The following is a 23007-nucleotide window of genomic DNA, read 5'->3' on the forward strand; positions in this document are numbered from 1 at the left end:
CCGCATGGCTGCATACCTACAATCACCACCGCGGACACACCGCGCTCGCAGGCAAACCACCCGCCAGCCGCGTCCCCAACCTCACAGGGCAATACACCTAGGGCCTCACCGCTGCTCTTGGGCGCCTCCCCATCGCCGTGCAAGTTGAGGTACATCTGGCCGTCGGGGTACGCGTTCTTCACCTGGTGCGCGGCGTTGAGTGCGAGGGCCGTCTTGCCGACGCCGGGCGTCCCGTGCACAACGATGAGCTTCGACCGGCTGTCGGCCGCGCCCACCGGGAGCGTTCGGCTTCCGGGGGCAGGTACGTCCCGAAGCATGGCCAGTAAACCGCCGAGGACAGCCTCGCACCCCACCACGGGTTCCACCGACGGCAGTTGGCGCGGCGGAAGCGGCTGCGGAACATTGGAGGCGGCTCCCGCCGCGGCGCGGTTGGCCCGGATCGCCCCGTACGCGGCAACACCGCCCGCCACAACCGCGGCACATCCACAGACAACGCGAGCGGTCGTCCCCCCGAAGACGTCGAAGATGATGTCGCCAGTGAGCCCCATCCCGGCAACCAAGCCGGTCGCCGAGGCCACTAGAACCGTGTTGCGACGCGCAGCGATCTGCTCCGACACGACCATCCCCCATGAAGTTCTTGTGACCCGATGGTACCGGCGCGGCCCAACGGACTGGATATCAGCGCGTGTTCAGCAGCGCACCGAGGAGGTCGGGGAGACGCGCCCCGACTGTGGCCCGGAAGTGGCGGGCTGCGAGAGTTCCCTGCATGGCCAATTCAGCTCCGCTCTCAGCTCAGTGATCACCTGCTTCCAGGTCAGCCAGGCTGGCGAAGCCCAGGTCTTCGTTCCAGGCATCGCGGGCTACTTCACGAATCGTCATGAAACGGCTCGCTGATCTGGGCGGGACCTGGGCCTTCCCGACACCTACGCACACGTGCGGCGTCGCCTGAACCGGCCAACGGTTCCCGACACCGCCTTGGAGATGCACTGGCGCATCGAACTCCTGTCGGTCCAGCAGCGCTGGCGACACCTCCGCCCCGCATCCGCACCGCCGCCGCGGGACTCCGACTCGCCTTCACATACACGGCATTGACACAAGCGAACTCACGGGCCAGCCGGAACCGAAGAGAAAGAACGGAAGCCGGCGGCCCAACCAGGCTGTGATCCAAGGGAGTTGAGTCTCGGCGCAGGTACACAACCCGGACCGGATGAGAAGATCTCACCACCTGATTCAGGCACGCCACACGTCATCCGAGGGGGAAACATGCCAGGCGGCACGTCCGGAGAACTCACCGCACAGCGCGAGAAGTGGTTCCGGGAGATTCAAGATGTGCTGCTGTGGCCGGTGAAGGACACCGCGGCCCTGGGAAAGAGTCGCCTACGGGAAGATCTCGGCGATCCCGGCCTCGTCCGCGCCCTGATGGTCGCACGGATCGCCATGCGGCTCGCCCGGGGCGAGCGGGCCGAAGAGATCGTCAAGATGCTCGCCACGAGCCCGGTGTTCTCCACTCCTCGCCCCACGTCCGCGGAGCACGAGGAACTCATCTCCAAGGTCGAGCTCGGGTTCGAGCGCTACGGGCTGGCGACCAACATTGTGACCGACGGTCTGGGACTCCTTCCGTGGAACCCGGAGAGCACGTACATGCTCCTGACCGAGTACTGGGCGGCGCAGCGCGGCCGCACCGTGCCCCGGCATCGTGTGGAACAGGAGCTCACCGACCTTTGGGACACGAACCACCCAGGTGTCCTCACCGCGCACTCGTCCCTGCCCGCCCTCCCACTCGAGGGCTACCCCGACATCTGGGAAGAGCTCAAGGCCGAGCCGGACGCGCGCGTCGGTAATGCAGCCGCCTTCACGCTCACCGAGCGAGGCGGCGACCGGGCGTGGGACCAATGGATGGCGAGTCGCACCTGGAGTCCGCTCAGGGCCGACCACCTCCAGACGATCGGCGGCGACCTCGTGCGGTGCAAAGCCGCGCGACGCGTACTCGGCCACCTCATCGAGCAGGCCCCGGCCGATGCCGAATTCCGCGGTGTCCTCGAACGCGCCGCAGAGATCTTCGACAAACAGCTGGAGAACATCGCTCTCGCCGTGGACGGCATGAGCGCCATCGAATTCGGGCTGCTGCGCGAACGCAGTGAGGACGAACACTTCCAGGACAGCTGCCTGACCACGTTCCAGGCCCATCTCCTTGACAGGTATTCGTCCTACGAGCCCCCGTACGACCAGGAGGCGACGCACAGCACATGGGGCCCCCTCCCCTGGTGGTCCGTCATCGTCCGCGACGAGCGCCAACGTCAGGCCGCCCTGGGAATCCTGACCCGCGGCGGCCTCCAGCTGAAGATCGAAGCCACCAGCCGCGACGCCGACGAGGTCCACATCACCTGCCATGAACCCGGACTCGGCCCCTCGGGGCTCACCGCCTGCCTCCGCTTCATGCTCCGGGACCCCGTCCAAGCATGCGAGCTCCTCCTCGTCGCCCGGCGGCAGTCCGTGACCGTGGACTTCCTCTTGGAGGAAATCGACGCGTGGGACTGCCCCCAGTTCCACCTCCTCGGGGCCTTGAACATCTCACTCGACAGCCCGGCCGATGAGACCCTCACCGACATCGCAACACGCGCGTTGCGCCGACTCCTGCCGGGCGCGTCGGGCACAGAACACTACGACGAGCCGATCACGGCACTCGACCGCCTCCTGAAAGCATCACGACTCCCCGACACCAACCGCTTCTCAGCGTGACAGCCGAGCTCACGCCACAGAGCCCCCCCATTCCGCCCCACCGCCACACACGGCACCCACCCCACCGCCCCGACGACGGCAGCCAAACACACCTCCCGGCCACAAAATCCGTACCCCACCCCATGGAAAACCAGCGCCCACCCCGCTGACCAGCACTGACACAACCGACTGCTGCACCGAGATCTAGTTTCCGCGAAGGCTCCGGTGTTGGTCGAACGGCGGAACATGCTGGCGCTGCTTGGGTTTCCACCTGCGGCGCCGCCCGCCGCTGCTCCGACTGCGACCTCCGCGCACCCCGCCGGATTGACAAGGCAGGCGGCGGCTTCGGGGCCGACCGCGGCGATGATCGGGGCTGCGCGACGGTTACTCCTCCCGCGCGTTTTCGGGGCACGGCCCGGAAAAGCAGGCACTGTGCACACAGATCGATGAACTGGGCCTGTACGACCGCGTGTTCCTCACAGGGCCGGCCTCGCCCATCGGGACCAAGTGGGCCAAGGGTGCAATCGCCGTGATTCCCTCCGACATGGAGTCCTTCGGCATGACATCGCCGAAGCCATGCACCGCGGCGTCCCCGTCATCGCCAACGACTGCCCACAAAGCCCGTCCGAGGTCATCGACCACGACACCAACGGCACACTCTTGCCACTCGACGGCAGCATCGATACCTGCGCCGACGGGCTCTCCCGTCTTCCGATGGCGCCCCGTGTGGCCGCCTCAGCGCCGCCGCCCGCGACCGGGCTGTCGACTACACACCCCGCACCCTCGCCCGCCGCTACGAGAACCTTTCGCTCGCTGGCCGTCGGAAGACCACCCAGACACGCGGCCTGTCCACCGCGTCCGCGCTGTCGGCCGTAGGCCAGTGGCAGGAGCCCGCAAGATCGACCACAGATCGGACCAGGATCGTGGACTGTTTCCACGGACGGGAGCGGCCGCAACCGTTCCTGGGTTACGCGTGCCCTCCAAGAAGGTGTTCAACCGACCGTCAGCGTCCGAATAGACAGCGGCACTCGCGAAACGGCAGGTCCGTCTTTCCGTGAGATCTGCCTGGGTCAGGGGGCCTGGAGGGAGCGCGCCATGTACGGCATCGACCATCAGCAACGCCGCCGCCCAGCTCACCGGTGGGTCTTTGGAAGGCGCTCGGCTGCGCCTCTGCGCACTTCAACGCTGCGACCAGTTGGTCCCCGTCGCTTCGGCGGACCAGGCGCTGCTGGAATCCGTGCTCGCCTCCGCATTGGGCGCGGTGAGCCGGACAGGCCCGGCCGTTGGGGGGTGCGGGAGGCCAAGCGCGTGGACGAGGGCTTGGTGCTGCGAGTGGAGCGGGCCGAGGAAGTGCAGGCGCTGCTCGCGCTGGTGCCGTACCGCACGAAGAACAGGCCGTGACGCGGGGTGCGCGGACTGGTCATGCAGACGGACGGTGCGCGGTTTCGATTCGGCTTCCGCACCCGGCTGTATGAGCGTTCGTGGCGGCCGGCCGAACCGGCCCCCTACCGGCCACCGGGCGGGCTGACCGAAGCCACCCGGTCCGACCTGTGGCACCACGTCGGCCGCGCCACCGAAGCCCTCGTTCCCTGCCCGGTGGTGATCGAAAATATCCGGGAGCCTCCCCCTACGGCGGCCACCTCAGCCTGCAGCCGTTCATGGAGTGGATGCACGGCCTGCCCGGCCCCCGGCTGGGGTGCCCCACCAGACTCGTTGGACATGTGTCTCGGCCGTACCGTGGTAGCCGCAGCAGAAGTTGGGTTCTTCAAGGTCCCCGGCAGAGCCTCTCAGTGGACTCACCGAGCCCTGGCGGCGTCCCGTGGAACGAAGCGCATGTAGGGATAGGCCGGATCCGGACGTGGCTCGCCCTCGGGCAGCACGGGCGCGAGCGCCACGAACACCCGCTCCATCACCGCGTCCGTGTATCCGGCCAAGGTCTCCGAGCCCTGGAGCAGAACGCCCCCAGCCCTCAGCGGGATCACCCGGTGGAAGGCGCCGGATGCCTCCAGCACCGGAGCACCACCGAGGTGTGCGGCCAGTTCAGCGGGACACACCGTCACCCAGGCGTAACCCCGCAGGAACTGGCGGCTTTCGCGCATGGACTTGCGCCTCTTACGGCGGAGTACAGCGTCGAGGTTCGTGAAGTCGTTGAAGTTGTTCAGCTCCACGCGGCCGAAGGCCGGATTACTCGCGTCCAACGCTTCGCGCAGGAAGTCGACCAGCGCGGCGCAGGCCCCTGCGTCCTCCGGGTCCACAGTCACTGCGGCCTCCGCATGCCACAGCGAACCGTCCGTCAGCACATGGTGCGTGCTGGCCCTGCCCAGTTCAGCCAGTTCACCGTCGTCCTTGAAGTAGTGGAGTGCCGTTCCCCAAGGGAACGACGCAAGGCATTCCTCGAAGTGTTTCCAATTGTCGTTGACGTGAGGGAAACGACGCGGGGAGTCGTCGATGTCCTGCCTGACGTGAGCTTGAGACACCACCCCCTCACCGCCGCTTGCCGCCGCCTTCGCCAGGCCGCCAAACAGCCGGGCCTGTGCAGCCCTGAACCACTGGATCAGGGATTCGCCCGGACCGACGCCCACAGCAGCGTCGAATGAGGCTTCGATGTAGACGTTCATGTCGCTCACCTTACTGACACCTCAGCAGGCCCCTCCCAAGACGCAGGACGGCCCTTGGGACAGGATCCGTCCCGCGCCCACCACGACTCCCGAAAACACACCCGCGACCGCAGCCGCCAGCCCGTAGCCACGGGTGTCCACGTCATAGACACCCGTGGGCGCGCCCGGGGAGTAGATACCGGTCGGCCCGGGGGAGGGCTCCGCGGTGGGCGTACGGGTGGGCTCCTTCACCGGCGTTCCGATGGACGGTCCGGGTGTGGGGCTCGGAGTGGGGGTCCTGGTGCGCTTCTTGTCCGTCCCGTAATACCTCATCCCGGGCGAGCTCACTTCGGACCACACTCGCCCCTTGCCCTGGCCCGAGGAGAGGAACGTCTGTGCTGGCAGGTAGTCACCACGTTGGACGGCTCGGTCGTCGCCCACTTCGTCGAAGTGGTCCTCGAGTTTGGTGACATATCGGGTCAGGTCGTCCGGGCCATCCTCCCTCCCGTATGGGGTGTTCGGCTTGACCTCCCAGATGTAGACCCGATCCTTCGCCCAAAGAATCACGTCCGCACGGCCGTCATTCTTCTTGTCCTTGCCGTCGCTGGCTCCCGGGATGGCATTGGCCTTGCCTCCGCCGTCTCCGATATCAACCGTGACGTATCCGTCGATGTTGTGCTGCTTGGCCCACGTGGCCGCGGAAAAGCCGGTTGCGCAGACGGCCGCGTCGTGCGCGGACCTCTGGTAGGCGAGGCAGTTGCCGACGTTGGTGTTCCCGTTGTTTCGAACGACCGTCTTTCCGTCGTCGCCGTCGCCAGCAGTGCCGCCGCTCGACGAGCCGTTGCCCGTCCCACCTCCTCCTCCGCTTCCGCTTCCACCCTTGTTGATGGAGTCGATCGTGTCCCTGGTGCAGTTGTAGTTCGGGTAGCAGCTTTCGAGACCGGTGGGGTCGCTCCGGGTGACGGGGCTGTTGTTCGCGTAGGCGTAGCCGTTCATCTGGAGCGGATCGGTGTTGTCGAACACCGGGTCGGCGGAGATGAAGCGGCCCGTCGACTGGTCGTACTCGCGGGCACCGAGGTGAGTCAGACCGGTGTTGGTGTCGTCGATCCCGACGCCGAGGTATGTGCGCTGGTTGGGCCAGGCCGACGGCTTGGTGCCGCGGATCTCGCCGTACGGCTTGAAGGCACGGCGAGTGACGGCCTGCCCCGGGCCCAGCTCGACCGCCGTGGTGGCGGTGCCGACGCTGTCCGTCAGCAGAACGCTGAGCTTGTGGGAAGTGCTGGATCCGTTGGTCGTACGGACCACCGATGGTGCCCCGGTCAGGCCGTACGACCGGGTGGCGTTGACCGCCTTGCCGTTCGCGTCGCAGGTGATCTCGCTCTCGCCCAGGTAGAGCGTGGTGCCGGAGACCGAGTGCTGGAGCAGACGGTTGCCGTCGGCATCGTAAACGTACTGGGTTGTGGCCCCGTCCGCCGTGGCGGTGTCGAGTTTCTCCTCCGCGGTCCAGTGCAGGTCCTGGCCGGGCCGGTCCGTGGTGTTGCCGGCCGCGTCGTACACGTAGTCCTGCGTGGCCGGGGTGCCACTTCCCTGCACGCTGGTGACCTTGCTCATGGTGTGCGGCTGGAGCAGCGCGGGCGTGCCGCCGGAAGGGTTGCTCTTGCCATAGCCGTACGTGCGCTTGATGTCCTGCGCGGTGTTCAGGCCCGTACTGGTCGCGTGCTGGACTTGGGTCGCGCGGTTGCCGATCGCGTCGAAAGTGTAGGAGTCCCAGTAGGTGGTGGCGCGGCCGGTGGCAACCGTGGCGGCGTCCGGCGCAGCATTGGCCAGAGACGTCTTCAGCGCGTCGTCGGGCGCGGTGGCGTCGGACTGTACGTCCGGAGCATTGGCGATGGGGCCGGCGGAGCGCTGTCCGCCCATGTTGTAACCCCAGGTCGTGCCGTTGGCTGCCTTGCACCCGGTGAAGTTGCCGCCCGGCGTGACGTTGGAAGTCCAGCCGTGCACCAGCTCACCCAGCTGGTCATAGGTGAAGCACTGGGTGTCCCAGTTCTTGGCCGTGGCCGTCTCTGTCTGGGAGGCGACGGAGGTGACGTTGCCGACGGTGTCGTACGAGTAGTAGGTGTCGGCGAGGCGGTTGGGGACGTCGGTCTCCCGGTCCCAGACCGTGCGCTGGAGGCGGCCGGTGTTCTCGTCGATGAAGTTCGTGGTCCACACCCGGTAGGGCTGCGGACCGTTCACCGCCTGCAGGGCTTCGCCGTAGGGCGAGTAGCTGATGTCCGCGGTGTACCAGGACAGGCCGGACAGAGAGGTGGCCAGGCCGTCCTGGTCGTAGCGGGTGTAGACCGTCTCCTTGGCGAGGCCGCCGGGCGTAGCGGGGAGCGTCGTCGTGAACGGCTTGCCGGTCGGGGTGTAGGTGTACGTGTACGTATAGGTGCCGGCCAGCCCCTTGGTCAGGTTGTTGTCGGGGATGACCACCTCGCGGCCGGTGGGCTTGTAGTCGGTGGTGTAGCCAGTGACCTTGGTGACGTAGTCGCCGTCGGTGTCGTGGCGGACGGAGGTGGCGAGCTGTCCGATAGCGCCGGGCACCGTGTCGTAGGTCCACTCGCGGGTGGGGGCGGAGTCCTCGCTGCCCTCACGGGTCGCGACAGTGCGGCCGAGGGCGTCGTACGCGGTGTACACGGCCTTCTGGTTGGCGTCCTTGGCCATGGTGCGACGGTCGAGGTCGTCGTACTCGAACGAGGACGATCCGGTGTCGGCGTCCGTCTGGTCCAGCAGGCGGCCACGGGCGTCGTAGTGGTACGTCCAGACGTTGCCGACCTCGTCGGCGATCGACGTGGGCTTGTTACGGAAGTCGTAGGCGTAGGTGGTGTCCCGCCACTGCGACAGGTCGGACTTGGTGTAGTGCTGGATCCGGGAGACGCGCCCGAGGGCGTCCGTCCAGGTCTTGACAGGCGGTTGAGCGCCTCCGGCGGGCTTGCTGACGGTGTAGTCGTCCCCGTACTCAGTGGTGCTGGAGTAGACCGGGTTCCCGCTGTGGAGAGTGGTGACCTTGAGGGGCCGTTCCAGACCGTCGTACGTCGTTGTGGTGGCGCGCGGAATGACCAGTTCGCTCTTGGGCTTGAACTGGCGTGCCTGAGGGGCCCCGGGCGCCAGGTAGGCGTCATTCGCCGTCACGGCAAGGCCGTGGTCGTTGTACTTGATGTCGGTGACGAGCCGCCCCGGACCGGTGGCGTCGGTCTGGGTCTGGATGGTCCGCAGCAGCCCGTCGTACAGCGTGACCTTGCTGTCGTAGGTGCCGTTGTCCTGCAAGGACTGGACGGTCACGGCCGTCGGCCGGTCGCCCGAAGTGGTCTGGTAGGAGATCTGGACGTTGGGGGTCTGGCTCCCGGAGGAGCGGGACGGCAGCCAGCCCTTGATCAGTCTGCCGAAGGCGTCGTACTCACTGCGGGTCGCCCGGCCGTTGACGTCGGTGCTGGTGAGGACCGTGCCACGGCCGGGGTCGAGGGTCTGCGTGACGGCCGCCTTGAGCGGCTTGGTGACCTTGACAGAAGTGACCGGTCCGCCATCCGCGGGCGTGTAGTCGGTGATGGTGGCCTGGTCGCGGGCGTCGGTGGAGGTGTGGGCCCTGCCGAGGGAGTCGTAGGTCGTGAGGTTGTCACGAATCCAGCCCGTGCCCTTGCCGTCATTCGTCCAGCGGGTGGTGAGCAGGCCCTCGGTGGGCAGGACGCCCAACCCCTTGGAGTCGTACGCACTACGAACGGCGGAGATCAACTGGCTCGCGGGAGCGGCGTCGGCCTGACTGCACGAGGTCGCGGTGGTGCGGGTCAGCTTGGGCAGGCCGATCAGATGGACGGCGGGGTCGGTGTTGTTGACGTACTCGGTCTTGGCACAGGTGTAGTCACTGCGCTTCTCTGCGGTGCCGTCGGGCCGCACCACGGAGGTCTGGACCTCGACAGACAATCCGTGGTCCGGGTCGACCTCGGTCTCCGTACGGACAGAACGCCAGCTGGAGCCGACGTTCTGGATGGTGTCGGCGCGGCTAGTCCAGACGCGGTAGGCCTTCAGCGGGTCCAGTCCGCCGTCGCGGTCGCGGGAGGCGGTCTCCTTGGAGGCCGGGAAGGTCAGTGTCCGCTTGACCGGCTTCGCGCTGCTCGCGTTGGACTCGTAGGTCAGCGTCTCAGCGGGGATCCCGGCGAACTCCGGCCGGTCCTCGGCAAGTTCGTAGGCACCAGTGGAGTCCTTGAGGGGGCCGCCGGTGCCTCTGAAGTAGCGGGTGACGGACTTCGACTGGGTTTGCGGCGCGTCCGGGCCGGAAGTCGCGTCGCCCTTGCGGACGGTGACCTTCTGGTAGCCGAGCCACACGCTGTGGGTGCGCAGATCGGGCTTGGAGAACTCGTCGTCGTCCTTTGCCCAGGCGGCGCCGTCGTAGTCGTAGGCAGTGGTGATGTCACGCCCGTTGGTGGACACCTTGTCGTGTTCGACGACCTCGTCCACGACGTACTTGTTGAACCAGGCGAGCGCGGGCTTCTCCTCCTCGCCGTCCGGCGACCACCGAACCGGATAGCAGGTGCCGTGATTGTCCGCGGGGGCGACGTCGGGCTCGACCGCGCAGCCACCGGTGTAGGTGACGTTGATGTCCCCACCTGTCTCGGTGGTGACGGTACCGATGCGCGGCCGTGTGAATCCCGGGCGCTTGGTACCGTCGGCGCGGGGCACCAGGTTGGGCAGGTGCTTGTCAGCGAGGTAGTCGCCGAGGGGGTCGGTCTTGTCCACGGTGTACGCGGAGAAGGTGATCGGGGGCATCTTCTTGCCCTTGGTGTCACCGGGGGCGTAGGCCCAGCGGGTGACGGAGTTCAGCCATAGGCTGGGTGAAGTGTCGTACCAGTCGCGAGGGAAGGACTGGTCGAGGTCGTAACGGTCCACCATGGCCAACCCGGTGGCGCCGGGACGGACAGCCTGGGTGGTGACTGCGTCCAGGCGCTGCCGGGTCCAAAAGGACGGGAAGGTGGCGCACTTCTTCGACGTCGCCAGGCAGTTGAGGTTGCCCGGGCTGTCCCACCAGGGCTGGTAGGCGGCAGGGTCCTTCGTCTTGTTGAAGTTCGCCGGATCACAGGCGGTGTCACTCTTCAGGCAACGTTCCTTCGCCTCGAAGACGACCTTCGCCGACGGGCTGGTCAGCTTGTCGGGGCGCAGGCCGTACTCGATGGAACTGGGGTAGCCGCCGCGGACGTACTCGACCAGGTTCGTGAGCTGGTTGTCGGCCGCGTAACGGTTCGTCTCCTGCTCCCAGTTGACGATCATGGTGTTGCCCTTGGTGTCCACCACCTTGTCCAGGCCCCAGCGCCAGGCCTGCGAGCACCGGGAGTCGGCGAAGGCGCTCTTGTAACAGGGTTCCTTGGAGTGGTTGCCGTAGACGGGCACGGTGAACACCGAGCGACTGTCCTCGTGACCGCCACCGATCTTGTTCAGACCGTAGTAATAGCGGGTGCCGTCAGTGGTAGTGACGACCCAGTACTCCCCGTTGTTGTCGCCGTTGTCGCCGTCGGTCCGCAGTTCGACCCGGGTGCCGTCGTCGGCCTGGGACCGGTAGACGTTACTGGTGCCGACCCGGACCAGTTCCGTTGTCTTGCCGCCCAGGGACATCACCGCGTTGTACGACGCCCAGCACAGGTCGGATGTCTTGTGCGAGGCGTTGTTCGCCGTGCCGTCGCCGTTCGCCTTGCGGTCGTCCTGGCAGGTGCGGTAGCGGCGCTCGATGTGGCCGGGCTCGTAGTTCCAGCCCTCGCCGATCCAGGAGGCCTGCGGCGAGGTGACTGCCGTCTTGCCGTCCACGGCCTGGGAGTTGTAGTCGAAGGAGATCGTGGGCTGCGGACCGGCCGGGGTCGGCGGCACCTGAAGGGCATAGGAGTAGGTGAATGCTCCGGACGAGCCGCCGCCGGCCCACTTGCCTGACGGGGAGAGCGCGGTGGCCTTGAAGCTGCCGCCCTCGGCGGCCCCGGAGTCGCGCACGCCGACCACGGCCTTGTCGCCGGTGGCCGCTGCGGCGAGGCCCGCGTACGAGGCCTGCGCAACCCCCGCACCGCCCTTGACGCCGCCATCGCTGTCGGCTGCCGCCTGACTCACCGTGCCGTCGGCCGCGGTGTCGACCACTGCCGACACAGTTCTGGCGTCGGTGTCGTTGACGGACTCCAGTGCGCGGGGAGTGTTGCAGGCCGTGTTAGTGGGATCGGTGAGATAGCACTCGGGAAACTGCACGAACTCCAGGCGGGACGACCAACCCGCCCCGTAGAGGTTCTGGAAGGACTTGTAGTCCAGCCGGACGGTGACCGGCACGGCTCCCGCCGCGGGAGCGGTGACGACCACGAGTCCGCCTTCGACCCCCTCGGTCAGCTCGTCCGACCGGTCGTACAACCGCACGTCCCAGGTTCCGGTCGGCTGTGCCTCGCCCACCGCCTGGCCCAGGGCCACCGGCAGTTGCCCCGCCGACCGGGGCTCGGTGGGCGGGGTCTCGGCCGTCGCCAGGGAAGCCGGACTCGCGGCGAAGGAGGTGGTGCTGACCGTGGATGAGAAGTTCACCTGGGCAGTGCCGCCAGCCGGGGCCACGACCGTCTCGTCGGGCGCGTCCTCGGAACGGGCCGGGAAGCGCGCCACGAGCCCCGTCCGGGTCACCTGTTCGTTCGTGCCCTCGACGAGCGTCTCCTCCTGGAGCTTCTCCAGCGGCACACCACTGCGGTCGGGCACGGGCGGCACCGCCAACGCCTGCGTCGGCAATAGCGTCATTAACAGCACGCCCCCGACGACGGCGCCGACACCCACCTTCCAGCGGCGCCCGGCCGACCGGCGGCGCGCATGCGTTCTCCATCCGGAAACGGGCTGCCCACCCATCGAAAGTCCCCCCAGGCGCAGGTCAATTGCGCCGCCGCGGTGCAGAGCACACCACGAAAAAGATTGATCAGATGGCGGAGATTCTGTGGGAACCCTGAGCGGAATTACTACGCTCAATCACTTGTATGTGATGATCACCACAAGACAAATCTGCCCACACAGCAGCTACACAGGTCAAAGTACCTCCGCTGACGCCGCCCCAGAATTGCCGGCCACTGAACGGCTCGTGACGTCCGCCCTTACGTAGGTCATCATCTGCTCCCGTGCGTGAGCGCTGTCCGTCGCGGAAGACACCGCCAACGGTCCACGCGCCAGGGGGGAGTTCTTCATGTCCGGGAAATGGGCGCACAGAGTGGGTCGCCGCACCACGGCCGCGGTGGTGATCGGCGCAGTTCTGGCTGGCGGTCTCGCCTACACAAGCCTGACGGGCACTCAGTCCGAGCGTCCCCCCGACGCCCCGCGCGCTCAAGTGGGCGACACCAACCGGCCGATCAGGGAAGCCGACGCCATGGCGCGCGCGACGAAGACAGGCAAGCGCGTCGAGATCACGGCCCTGCGGACGGCGTACTCCACCACTTGGGCCACACCTGAGGGCACCCTGCGTCAGCGGATGCACGCCAGTCCCGTCCGTGCGAAGGTGGAAGGCCGCTGGCGGGACATCGACACCACACTGGCCCGAGTCGAGAACGGCTGGGCGCCCAGGGCCACCAACGCCCGCATGGTCTTCTCCGCCGGAAGTAAGGGCGATGACCGGGACCGTGCCTCGCGATCAGACTTCCGGCGTTCCTTCTTGACGGGCCCTCAGGTTGCCGACGCACCCGGAAACCCTCTGGTCACCCTGACAACGGGCGGGCACGATGTCGTCCTTACCTGGCCCGGTGAGGTACCCGAGCCGGTCGTCGAAGGCGCACGCGCTCTGTACTCCGAGATCATTCCGGGTGTCGATCTGGTTCTGACCGCCGACGACCTGGGATTCGCCCAGTTACTGGTCGTCAAGAACCGGGAGGCGGCCACCGATCCCCGAATCGCTTCCATCGCCTACGGTCTCACCTCCCCCGATCTGACGTTCCGTCTCGATCCCAAATCGCGCTTGGTGAGCGCCGAGGACGCAGCGGGCCGGGTGGTGAGCGTCTCCCCGACCCCCCTCATGTGGGACTCCGCGGGCCACTCCGCAAAAACCGACGGCACGGTAGGCTCGGACGAGGCTCCTCCTGAGCCGAGCGACACCGCATCTCCTGCTGAGGAGCCTGCTGGCGAGGAGTCCTCGGACGCCGAATCGCCGTCCGAGGCAACCACGTCGACTCCTCCCCCGGCGTCCAACGACGAGCCGGACCCCACCCCCGAAAGCCGTCCCCCGGCCACGGACGAGGCTCCGGAGTCCTCGCTTCCCACGGCTCCCACCGGCCCGTCACCGTCCGTGCCGGCCGAGCCCACCGTCGCGCCCTCCGACAGTGGCACGCTCGCCCTGCCCGGCCTCGACGGGCCGCAGCCCGCGTCACACGGCTCGCTCGTCGGCGCTTCCCTGGACGAGGGCACCTGGAGCCTCACCCCGAGCCAGAAACTGCTGACCGCCGACGACACGGTCTACCCCGTGTTCATCGACCCTTCCATCAAGAAGCACTCCGACGACTGGACCACCGCCTACGACAACTACCCGAAGGCGAACTTCTACAACGGCAAGGGCTTCAACTCCGGCACCCACGAGGCACGCGTCGGATACGAGTCGGACACCTGGGGCACTTCCCGATCCTTCTTCACCATCGACTGGGATCCGAAGCTGAAGGGCGCCAAGATCTACAGCGCGACCCTGTATACCCTTGAGACCTACTCATGGTCCTGCGACGGACGCACCGTCGACGTCTACCGGACCGGAGCCATCGACGACGACACCACCTGGGCCAACCAGCCCACGTGGTACGAGCGGCTGGATTCCAAGGACGTGGCTCACGGCTACCGGTCCTCCCGCTGCCCGGACGAATACGTCGCCTTCAACGTGAAGGAAGCGGCCGAGCGAGCGGTCGACGGCGGCTGGGGCACCCTCACCCTGGGGCTTCGGGCGCGCTATGAGAACGACCAGTACGCCTGGAAGAAGTTCCAGGCCGACGGCCAGAGCGGCCCGTACGTCGAACTCGATTACAACCGGCCGCCCAGGGAGCCCACCAACCTGGACATGGACCCCGAGCTGTACTGCGACACGACGGCGGACAAGGACGGCAAGTACGTCAATGTCGGCAAGACCGCGGTCGCGTTCTGGGCAAGCGCAACCGACCCGGACGGCAACCTCTCCAAGATCCACTTTGATGTGTGGCCCACGGGCGACGCCGACAACGAGGTGGCGAGCGTCGACATCTCGGTCGGTGCGGAGGGCGGTTCCAAGGCCCGCGTCCATACAGCGGAGATCCCGTCGAGCAAGTTCCAGACCGGCAAGACCTACTCCTGGCAGGCACGCTCCATCGACAAGCGCGGAGCGTCCTCCACCAACGCGCCCAAGGGCACGACCCCGTGTCGGTTCACCTTCGACGGCACTCCCCCGAGCTCTCCCACGGTGGGTTCGCCGGACTTCCCCGCCGCCGACGCCAACAGGGACGGCGACACGGACGACAGCGGCGACAACCGCTGGAGCGAGAAGCGGTTCGGCACCCAGGGCACTTTCACCTTCAAGAGTTCCGCCGACGCCGTCCACTTCGACTACGGGTTCAACGGCTCCTACGACCGCAGCGCCAACCGCAAGAGCACCGACCCGCTGACGGTCACCGTCACGGACGTCAAGCCGCCCCAGGCCGGCCCCAACGTCCTGTACGTCCGTGCCGTCGATAGCGCCGGCAACCCGTCCCAGCCGTCGAAGTACTTCTTCTACGTCAAACCACGGGACACGGCCGACGCCGCCGGCGACTTCACCGGGGACAAGCTTCCCGACCTCTTCACCGTGAACGGCGACAACAACCTGCGGCTCTACCCGTCCGAAGCCACCACCGAACTGACCAAGGGGACGGGCGACCTGTTCGCCTCCATGCCCGCGGCCTACCGGGCCAATCCCGAACGGGACCCCGCCGACTCCGACGACCCCGCCTATGTCTCCGCTCCCGCCGGCGACTGGCAGGACGCCCTGATCACCCACCTCGGCGACGCCTACCCCGGTGACGGGGTCGAGGACCTGATCGCTCGCCGGGAAGGCAAGTTGTGGCTGTACCCGGGCGATGGCTACGGAGGTGTCAACACCGATGAACGGCAGCAGATCGTCCTGCCCTCAAACGCCCCCGACCCCGCCACATACACGCAGATCGTCGCCGCTGGCGATGTCGTCGGCAACGACTCCAAGCCCGACCTCTTCGTCCTCATCGGCGGTGAGTTCTGGGCGTTCACCGGCTACAACGGCGCCTCATACCAGACGGCGAACCGGCTGGCCAGCAGCGCCTGGGTCGACCGGGATCTCGTAATGGTGCGCGACATCAGCGGCGACGGGGTGACCGACCTCCTGTACCGCACCGACGCCAGCGGACGACTGCTATTGCGCACCGGCATCAAGGCCGACGCCGGTGGGGTCGATCTGGGATCCATCGCCGCCGCTGCGGACTCTGCCAACGGAGTCGACGACGTGTACGGAACCAGCGGCTGGAACCGCAGCAACATCAAGCTGTTCGCAGGCGGTGGAGACGTGAACATGGACAAGATCCCCGACTTCTGGGCGTTCATGGCCGACGGGGGAGTCCGCTTCTACCCCGGTGGCCGTACCACGCACGCCGCCCCTGTCACCGTCATCGGAACCGGCAACTGGGCGAATGTGAAGACGATCGGCTGATCCGTGGGTGACCCGGGTGGCTCGTAGGTGCTACCCGGGTCAACCGCCGAGGTCGCCCAAGGGCCAAGAACGCCAGTCCCTTGACCAGGAAGAGCGAGCTGAGGCGTTGGAACAGGCCACCGAAGGCGGGCGAGTGCTGCTGATCCCGGAGCATGGGTTCCCGAGGCACAGCAAGCGGCACATGCACCGCCCCGCGCATAGCTCACCGGCGACCCCGTGAAGTTGGGGTCTTGCGTGAAGAAGGAATTCCAGCCGACCGAAGTTGTCTTCCAGTGTCGCCTGCCACTGTCGAGCGTCACCTTGACATTGGTCACCGACCTGCTCCGCGGCCACCTCCGGAAGATCAACTCCCGCTGGCGCAAGCTGGATGCGGGACGGATGACCGTGATCGTTCTCGCCCACCTGCACTGTGCCGGCGTCCGCTGACGCAGGTCGGCCGCACGAGCCCTTTCAAGCTGCAGGAAGAGCAAGGAAAACAGTGCGGTCCACAGCCGCGCACATCTCGCCCGCACACCACCCGCCCGATGGATCCGGACCAACTGACGGAGTTCATCGAGAAGGTGGCCGGGCAGCTGGAAGAACTTCGCGCGATGCACCCCCGGCTCGCCGCCGCCCGTGCCGAATGGGCCGCGCGGACCGACACGATCCCCAGCGCCGAGACCGCGTAATCCCTCCCATCCAAGACTGCCCCGAGGTGGGCGTTTCCAGCATGAGGTCCGATGGCTGTCGCAAACGCCCTGCCCAGAGGCGTCGCCCGCGCCACTGCTCCTGGAACTTTTCAGGGACTTTCAGCCCTGTCTGAGGGACTTCCGAGGGACTTTTCGCCGCCCAACGCGGCAAGAAGGGCCCCCGACGCAGGTCAGAGGCCTTTTCCGAGGTGAAGCCGCAGGTGGCGGCAGACGAGTCGGGCTGTACGCCGGGTTCTGTCGCCCGGGCGCCTCGCGGCGGCCGGGGAGACGGCCATCCATCTAGGGCCGGCGTTGCCGCCGGCCTCGTGCGGTCTACCCGCGGACTCGGGCGGGCAGCCCTCGAACGTCCGCGCAGAAGCACCGAGGTACTTCCTTTTGACCTTGCTCCGGGTGGGGTTTACCTAGCCGCCTGAGTCGCCTCAGGCGCTGGTGGTCTCTTACACCACCGTTTCACCCTTACCGAGGACCGAGGTCCCCGGCGGTCTGTTTTCTGTGGCACTGTCCCGCGGGTCACCCCGGGTGGCCGTTAGCCATCACCCTGCCCTGTGGAGCCCGGACGTTCCTCGGGGAGGTCCACAAGGGCCTCCACGCGGCCGTCCGCCCGGCTCGTCTGCCGTGTGGACCATGGTACCGGGCGCTTGGCGCTCCTCGGGCCGGCTGTCGCCAGTACCGAGCCGGCCAGGATGAGGGTGAAGGCTGCGAGGACGCCGGGGGTCAGGCGTTCGTTCAGGAAGAGGGCTCCCGCGGCCACCGCTACGGCCGGGTTGACGTACGTGATGACCGTCGCCCGCGTCGGGCCCGCCTCCTTGATCAGTTCCAGGAAGGCCACGAAGGCGACCGCGGTGCAGATGACGCCCAGGCCGGCGAGGGAGGCCAGGATCTGCGGGGAGGGGAGCTCGGAGGGGCGGGTGGCCGCTGCCGCGGGGGCGTAGACCAGCGCCGCCAGGGTCAGGCAGGCGGCCGTGAGGTGGAGCGAGGGGACGTCCTTCAGATGGCGCGCCACTATCACCGGTGCCGTCGCGTAGCCGACGACCGTCAGCAGCACCTCGGCGAGTGAGCGGGCGTCGCCGCCGGTCAGGTGCGGGACGGTGAGGACCGCGACGCCGGACAGGCCGAGGGCGAGGCCCGTGACGCGGCGGGCGCCGAGCCGTTCCGTGTCGCCGAGCAGGCGGGCCGCGACGACGCCGACGATCGGCACGCCCGCGATCAGGAGACCCGCCGTGGAGCTGGAGAGGTGACGCTCGGCGTCCGTCAGGGTCCACCAGGGGACCACGATCTCGATGACCGCGAAGGCCAGCATGGGGCGCCAGTGGGTTCGTACGGTTCGGGTCAGGCCCCCTTGGTGGATCGCGAAGGGCAGGAGCAGAGCCGCGCCCAGCGCGCAGCGCGTGAACACCACCGTCGACGGGGACACTCCGTCCACCGCCACTTTGATCATCAGGTAGGGGATGCCCCAGACCACTCCCATCAGGGAGAACAGGAACCAGCCGCGTGCAGTCATGCGGGCAGTTTCGGACGCCTCACCGGTGGGTGTCTTGAACGCTGTTGCGGTACGCCGCCGGGGTCACCCCCAGCACCCGGCGGAACCAGCGCGTCAGATGCGCCTGGTCCGCGAAGCCCACCAGTCCGGCCACCTCCGCCGGTCTCAGCCCGGACTCCAGCAGGCCGCGGGCCCGGTTCACCCGGTGCTGGGCGAGCCAGGCGTACGGCGGTATCCCCATCGTCGTACGGAAGGCGCGCAGGAGCTGGTAGCGGGACAGGCCGAGGTCGGTGGCGAGGGAGGCGAGGGACGGGGGTGCCTGGAGTTCGTCGGCGAGGCGGTCGCGTACGGCGTGGGCGATGTGCGCCCCTCCCGGGACCGTGTCGCACGCCGGGCGGGCCGTGGAGTGGCGGCGGGCGAGGGCGGTGAGCAGCCAGGGGAGGCGGGACTCGGCTTCCAACGGGTCGGGGCAGGCGCTGAGTTGAGTGTGCGCGGTGCGCAGGGCGGCGGCCAGGTCCGGGTCGTCGAGGAGGGGGTCGCGGAAATGCGGGACGCCGCCGAGGATGCCCTCGGTGAGCAGGGACGGCTCGGCGTACAGGGCCCGATAGGCGAAGCCGTCGCGGGTGGCCGGGCCACCGGTGTGTATTTCGCCGGGGGCCAGTACGACGATCGAGCCGAGGCCGGTGCGGATGCGGCCGCCCCGGTAGTCGATGAGCTCGGAGCCGCCGACGGAGACGCCGATGGTGAACTCCTCGTGGGCGTGCGGCGCGTAGCGGTGCTGGTCGAAGCGGGCGGTCAGCAGGTCGAGGGGGCGGCCGTCCCGTCCGAGGATGGCGCGGGTCCAGCGGGCCTCTTCGCGTACGGGCATGGGCGCCTCCCTCGAAGCCTCAGGGGTGCAACACCTGAGGCCCCCGCTTCCATACCGCCGCCGGGTCCGGGCTGCTACAAGAAGTCTGTCGTGTCCAGGTCGAAGGCAAACGGTTCCGGGAGGGCGAGTGACTTGCCGAAGGGGAGCGTGCAGAGCTGCCGGTAGTCGTCCTTCTCAGGGTCGCTGAAGAGCGTCAGTGAGGAGGCGTCGCGGTCGATGAGCAGGTAGAGCGGGATGCCGCCGCGCGCGTAGCAGCGGCGCTTGGCCTCTCGGTCGGCCCCTGGCTTGGTGGACGTGACTTCGACGACCATGGCGACGCCCTCGCAGGGCATCCAGGAGTCGGCGCCCCGGAAGAGGCGCAGTTCCCTGGGGGCGAAGGTCGCGTCCGGGATCGCGTGGTTCTTCGGGCAGGCACCCCCGCTCTTCAACTTCAGTCCCTTGTTCCCGGAGAACTGCATGTCGGTCTGGGACCGCCTGTACACCTGGCTCACGATCAGCTCGATGTGGTCTTCGTGGTCCCCGTCCGGCGGCGGCGTCACGACAATTTCCCCCTCGATCAGCTCCGCCCGGAAACCCTCCGGGGTATCCAGGGCGAGAAAGCCCTCCAGCAGGACCTCCGCCTGCACGAGCGGCTCTTGTGCCATGGCAGTCATGTCACGCCCCTCCTTCGGTCGATCGCCAGACTGGGACATCGAGGGATCACCCGTCCATGAAATCGGGAACTGTTCCCTCGATCGTGGCACACGATCAAGGCTGCCGTCAGGGTCGGCCCGCCGGGCACTCACGCCGGCGCGAACTGCACCTTCGCCGCGCCCGGATCGGCCTGCGTGAGCCGGACGCGGAGCCGCTCGCCCAGCGGCAGTTCCGTCGTGCCGCCCTCGATCCGCGCGAACACCGCCGGTGACTCCAACTGCACTGTCCCGACGGTGGGTTCATTCTCGTGTACGTCCACCACGCACCCCTCGAAGAGGTCGCCGACCCGGTCCTTGAGCAGCGCGGCCTCGATGATGTCGACGCATTCGCGCTCGACGGTGCCCGCGCGCCGGCTGCCGTCGGCCATCTCCTTGGGCAGCGCGTCGAGGGCGGTGAGAACCCAGTCGGGGGGCGCCTGGTCCGCGGCGGCGGCGAGGCAGATCTCCGAGGCGTAGCGGTCGGCGAGGCGGCGCAGCGGGGCCGTGCAGTGGGCGTAGGGCGCGGCGACCGCCGCGTGCGAGGTGACCTCCGGGAGCAGGCCGTCGCGGAAGACCGTGTAGCCCGCGCCGCGCAGCAGCGTCGTGCACTCCTGGAGGAAGGCCGCGTAGTGCGGCACATGGGGGTCGAGGGCGCGGACGAGTTGCGCGTACGAGACGTGGTGCGGCCAGTCGATGCGCAGTGCCTTCGCGGTCCGGCGCAGTCGGCCCACCGCGCCGTCCGGGGCGGCGGGCAGGGTGCGCAGTACGCCGGTGCCGTGGGCGATCATCAGCTCGGCCGCCGCCATCCCGGTGAGCAGGGAGATCTGGGCGTTCCAGGCGTCGGCGGGGAGCGGGGCGCGGTAGACGAGTTCGTAGGTGTCCTCGCGCTCGACGATCTCCTGCTCGGGGACGTGGAGCGAGATGCCGCCGCGCTCCATCTCCAGTTGCTCCCGCAGCTCCCCGATGTCCTTGAGGAGGGCGAGCGGCGCCTCCGCCGTCCCTTCGTCGATCTGCTTCTGCGCGTGCGCGTAGTCGAGCTTGGCGCGGCTGCGTACGAGGGCCCGGCGTACGTCGGTGGCGACCGCGCGGCCGTGCTCGTCGAGGTCGATCGTCCACAGGACGGCCGGGCAGGTCTGGTCCGGGAGGAGGCTGGCGCTGCCCTCGGAGAGCCGGGTCGGGTGGAGGGGGATCTTCCCGTCGGGGAAGTAGAGGGTGGTCACGCGGCGGTGGGCCTCGGCGTCCAGGGCGCCGCCGGGTGCCACGAAGGCGGCGACGTCGGCGATCGCGTACCGGACGCGGTAGCCGCCGCCGTTCCGGGCGTGCCGGGAGAGGTGCATCGCCTGGTCGAGGTCGTTGGACGTCGGCGGGTCGATGGTGAAGAAAGGGATGTCCGTCGCGTCGTAGGCGGGCAGGCGGGGTGGCCGGGCGGCCTCGGCGAGTACGTCGGGCGGGAAGCTCTCGGGCGCACCGAGCTCGGTTCGCAGTGCGCGCAGGGCGGCCCGCAGGGGAGCCTCCGGGGCGCCGGTGACGCGCATGTGGCGGCGGGGCATAGGCCGAGCGTAGGTCGCGCTGATCGAGGCGGCACCCCGAGGACCTTGAAGCCGGGCGGGCAGCGCCTTCGGGCCCAGTGGGCACCCCTTAGGCTGGCGCAGGGCCACACCACCGTTAGGAGATCTACACCGTGCTCGTGCTGCTGCCTCCCTCCGAAGGCAAGGCCCCCTCCGGCCGCGGAACCGCGCTGAAGCCGGAGTCGCTGTCCCTGCCCGGGCTCGCCGAGGCACGTCAGGCGGTCCTCGACGAGCTGGTCGAGCTGTGCGCCGGCGACGAGGAGAAGGCCCGTGAGGTGCTCGGGCTGAGCGAGGGGCTGCGCGGCGAGATCGCCAAGAACACGGAGCTGCGGACCGCGGGCGCGCGCCCGGCCGGGGAGATCTACACGGGGGTCCTGTACGACGCCCTCGACCTGGCCTCGCTGGACGCGGCCGCCAAACGGCGCGCGAGCCGTTCGCTGCTGGTGTTCTCGGGGCTGTGGGGGGCGGTCCGGGTGACGGACCGTATCCCGTCGTACCGCTGCTCGATGGGCGTCAAGCTGCCCGGGCTCGGGGCGCTGGGCGCGCACTGGCGTACGCCGATGGCCACCGCCCTCCCCGAGGCGGCCGGTGACGGGCTGGTGCTCGATCTGCGGTCCTCGGCGTACGGGGCCGCGTGGAAGCCCAAGGGTGAGGTCGCCTTGCGGACGGCGACGGTGCGGGTGCTGCACTCCCAGATCGTGAACGGGGTCGAGAAGCGGTCCGTCGTCAGCCACTTCAACAAGGCGACGAAGGGGAAGATCGTGCGCAGCCTGCTCACCGCGGGCGCGGCGCCGAAGGACCCGGCCGGGCTGCTGGAGGCGCTGCGGGACCTCGGGTACGTGGTGGAGGCGCAGGCTCCGGGCAAGGCGGGCAGGCCGTGGGCGCTGGATGTGGTGGTGACGGAGGTCCACTGACCCTTCGGGACGAGAGGTCCACTGAACTTTCGGGACGACAGGTCCACTGACCCTTCGGGACGACAGGTCCGCTGACCTTTCGGGCCGCGCGCATTGCATTCTGTGCAACACTCTTTGCGCATGTTGCACACCCCAGGCAGGATGCGGAGCATGACTTCGCCGCTGCCCGCGTCCACACCCATGTCCCCGTCCTCCGCCTCCGTGCTGGATCTCGCGCCCGTCATGCCGGTCGCCGTGCTCACGGACGCCGCGGATGCCGTGCCACTGGCGCGGGCGCTGGTCGCGGGCGGGCTGCCCGCCATCGAGGTGACCCTGCGCACGGGCGCCGCGCTGGACGCGATCCGGGCGATCGCGGCGGAGGTGCCGGACGCGGTGGTCGGCGCGGGCACCGTCCTGTCACCGGCGCAGGTGCACCAGTGCGTGGCCGCCGGGGCCCGTTTTCTGGTCAGCCCCGGCTGGACGGACGTACTGCTCACTGCCATGAAGGCGTCCGGGGTGCCGTTCCTGCCGGGGGTGTCCACGACGTCGGAGGTCGTGGCGCTGCTGGAGCGCGGGGTGCGGGAGATGAAGTTCTTCCCGGCTCAGGCCGCGGGCGGGACGGCGTATCTCAGGTCGCTGGCCGGACCGCTTCCGCAGGCACGGTTCTGCCCGACGGGGGGCATCAGCCCCACCTGCGCGCCGGAGTATCTGGCCCTGCCCAACGTCGGGTGCGTGGGCGGGAGTTGGATGCTCCCGGACGACGCGATCGCCGCGCGGGACTGGGGGCGGATCGAGGCCCTGGCGCGAGCGGCGGCGGCGCTGCGCAACTGACGAACGGGCGA

General features: G+C 68.4%; 11 protein-coding genes, 1 other RNA gene and 2 pseudogenes. 6 read left to right on the top strand and 8 right to left on the bottom strand.

Going from position 1 to position 23007, the window contains the following annotated elements; all coding sequences use genetic code 11:
- Positions 1-617: pseudogene (locus ACX28W_RS32270) on the bottom strand (hypothetical protein); the annotation flags it as partial.
- A gap of 646 nt (positions 618-1263) precedes the next feature.
- On the opposite strand from ACX28W_RS32270, the gene ACX28W_RS32275 reads away from it, so the two are divergent.
- On the top strand, positions 1264-2739 hold the full coding sequence (locus ACX28W_RS32275) for a hypothetical protein (RefSeq protein WP_459003470.1): 1476 nt from the start codon (positions 1264-1266) through the stop codon (positions 2737-2739).
- Between the two features lie 1775 nt (positions 2740-4514).
- Here the strand turns inward: ACX28W_RS32275 and ACX28W_RS32280 are convergent.
- Both ACX28W_RS32280 and ACX28W_RS32285 read right to left on the bottom strand, forming a co-directional pair.
- On the bottom strand, positions 4515-5336 hold the full coding sequence (locus ACX28W_RS32280) for a hypothetical protein (RefSeq protein ID WP_459003471.1): 822 nt from the start codon (positions 5334-5336) through the stop codon (positions 4515-4517).
- A 21-nt stretch (positions 5337-5357) separates the two neighbouring features.
- A complete protein-coding gene (locus ACX28W_RS32285; protein WP_459003473.1) occupies positions 5358-12092 on the bottom strand; it encodes an RHS repeat domain-containing protein in 6735 nt (2244 codons plus the stop codon).
- A 433-nt stretch (positions 12093-12525) separates the two neighbouring features.
- Between ACX28W_RS32285 and ACX28W_RS32290 the strand changes: the two genes are divergently transcribed.
- The 3 genes from ACX28W_RS32290 (at position 12526) to ACX28W_RS32300 (ending at position 16664) form a co-directional block, all read left to right on the top strand.
- Positions 12526-15996 (top strand): DNRLRE domain-containing protein, encoded by a 3471-nt coding sequence (locus ACX28W_RS32290; RefSeq protein ID WP_459003474.1) that lies wholly within the window; start codon positions 12526-12528, stop codon positions 15994-15996.
- Between the two features lie 234 nt (positions 15997-16230).
- Positions 16231-16422: a hypothetical protein gene (locus ACX28W_RS32295; protein WP_459003476.1), complete on the top strand. Its 192-nt coding sequence runs from the start codon at positions 16231-16233 to the stop codon at positions 16420-16422.
- Between the two features lie 98 nt (positions 16423-16520).
- Positions 16521-16664, top strand: coding sequence for a hypothetical protein (locus ACX28W_RS32300; RefSeq protein WP_459003478.1), 144 nt, complete (start codon positions 16521-16523; stop codon positions 16662-16664).
- A 228-nt stretch (positions 16665-16892) separates the two neighbouring features.
- Here ACX28W_RS32300 and rnpB read toward each other — a convergent pair.
- From rnpB to ACX28W_RS32325, 5 genes and pseudogenes are all read right to left on the bottom strand, one after another.
- An RNA gene (rnpB, locus tag ACX28W_RS32305) (RNase P RNA component class A) lies at positions 16893-17294 on the bottom strand.
- A 64-nt stretch (positions 17295-17358) separates the two neighbouring features.
- A pseudogene (locus ACX28W_RS32310) lies at positions 17359-18186 on the bottom strand (DMT family transporter); the annotation flags it as partial.
- Between the two features lie 19 nt (positions 18187-18205).
- Positions 18206-19033 carry an AraC family ligand binding domain-containing protein gene (locus ACX28W_RS32315; protein WP_459003480.1) on the bottom strand — a complete coding sequence of 276 codons (828 nt, stop codon included), beginning with the start codon at positions 19031-19033 and terminating at the stop codon, positions 18206-18208.
- A gap of 74 nt (positions 19034-19107) precedes the next feature.
- Positions 19108-19686, bottom strand: coding sequence for a Uma2 family endonuclease (locus tag ACX28W_RS32320; protein WP_459003481.1), 579 nt, complete (start codon positions 19684-19686; stop codon positions 19108-19110).
- A 128-nt stretch (positions 19687-19814) separates the two neighbouring features.
- The gene (locus ACX28W_RS32325) at positions 19815-21254 is read right to left on the bottom strand and encodes an RNB domain-containing ribonuclease (protein ID WP_459003483.1); all 1440 of its coding nucleotides are present in this window, start codon (positions 21252-21254) and stop codon (positions 19815-19817) included.
- 131 nt (positions 21255-21385) lie between these two features.
- Here ACX28W_RS32325 and yaaA point away from each other — a divergent pair, with 131 nt between their 5' ends.
- Both yaaA and eda read left to right on the top strand, forming a co-directional pair.
- The gene (gene yaaA, locus ACX28W_RS32330) at positions 21386-22186 is read left to right on the top strand and encodes a peroxide stress protein YaaA (RefSeq protein ID WP_459003484.1); all 801 of its coding nucleotides are present in this window, start codon (positions 21386-21388) and stop codon (positions 22184-22186) included.
- A gap of 150 nt (positions 22187-22336) precedes the next feature.
- Positions 22337-22996, top strand: coding sequence for a bifunctional 4-hydroxy-2-oxoglutarate aldolase/2-dehydro-3-deoxy-phosphogluconate aldolase (eda, locus tag ACX28W_RS32335; RefSeq protein ID WP_459003485.1), 660 nt, complete (start codon positions 22337-22339; stop codon positions 22994-22996).
- The last annotated feature ends 11 nt before the right edge of the window (positions 22997-23007 follow it).

Source organism: Streptomyces sp. SD15 (assembly GCF_054462255.1).

Bases quoted from the DNA above. Each gene is read 5' to 3' on its own strand.
- ACX28W_RS32275 (WP_459003470.1), top strand. From the start codon at position 1,264: ATGCCAGGCGGCACGTCCGGAGAACTCACCGCACAGCGCGAGAAGTGG.
- ACX28W_RS32280 (WP_459003471.1), bottom strand. From the start codon at position 5,336: ATGAACGTCTACATCGAAGCCTCATTCGACGCTGCTGTGGGCGTCGGT.
- ACX28W_RS32285 (WP_459003473.1), bottom strand. From the start codon at position 12,092: ATGACGCTATTGCCGACGCAGGCGTTGGCGGTGCCGCCCGTGCCCGAC.
- ACX28W_RS32290 (WP_459003474.1), top strand. From the start codon at position 12,526: ATGTCCGGGAAATGGGCGCACAGAGTGGGTCGCCGCACCACGGCCGCG.
- ACX28W_RS32300 (WP_459003478.1), top strand. From the start codon at position 16,521: ATGGATCCGGACCAACTGACGGAGTTCATCGAGAAGGTGGCCGGGCAG.
- ACX28W_RS32315 (WP_459003480.1), bottom strand. From the start codon at position 19,033: ATGCCCGTACGCGAAGAGGCCCGCTGGACCCGCGCCATCCTCGGACGG.
- ACX28W_RS32320 (WP_459003481.1), bottom strand. From the start codon at position 19,686: ATGACTGCCATGGCACAAGAGCCGCTCGTGCAGGCGGAGGTCCTGCTG.
- ACX28W_RS32325 (WP_459003483.1), bottom strand. From the start codon at position 21,254: ATGCCCCGCCGCCACATGCGCGTCACCGGCGCCCCGGAGGCTCCCCTG.
- eda (WP_459003485.1), top strand. From the start codon at position 22,337: ATGACTTCGCCGCTGCCCGCGTCCACACCCATGTCCCCGTCCTCCGCC.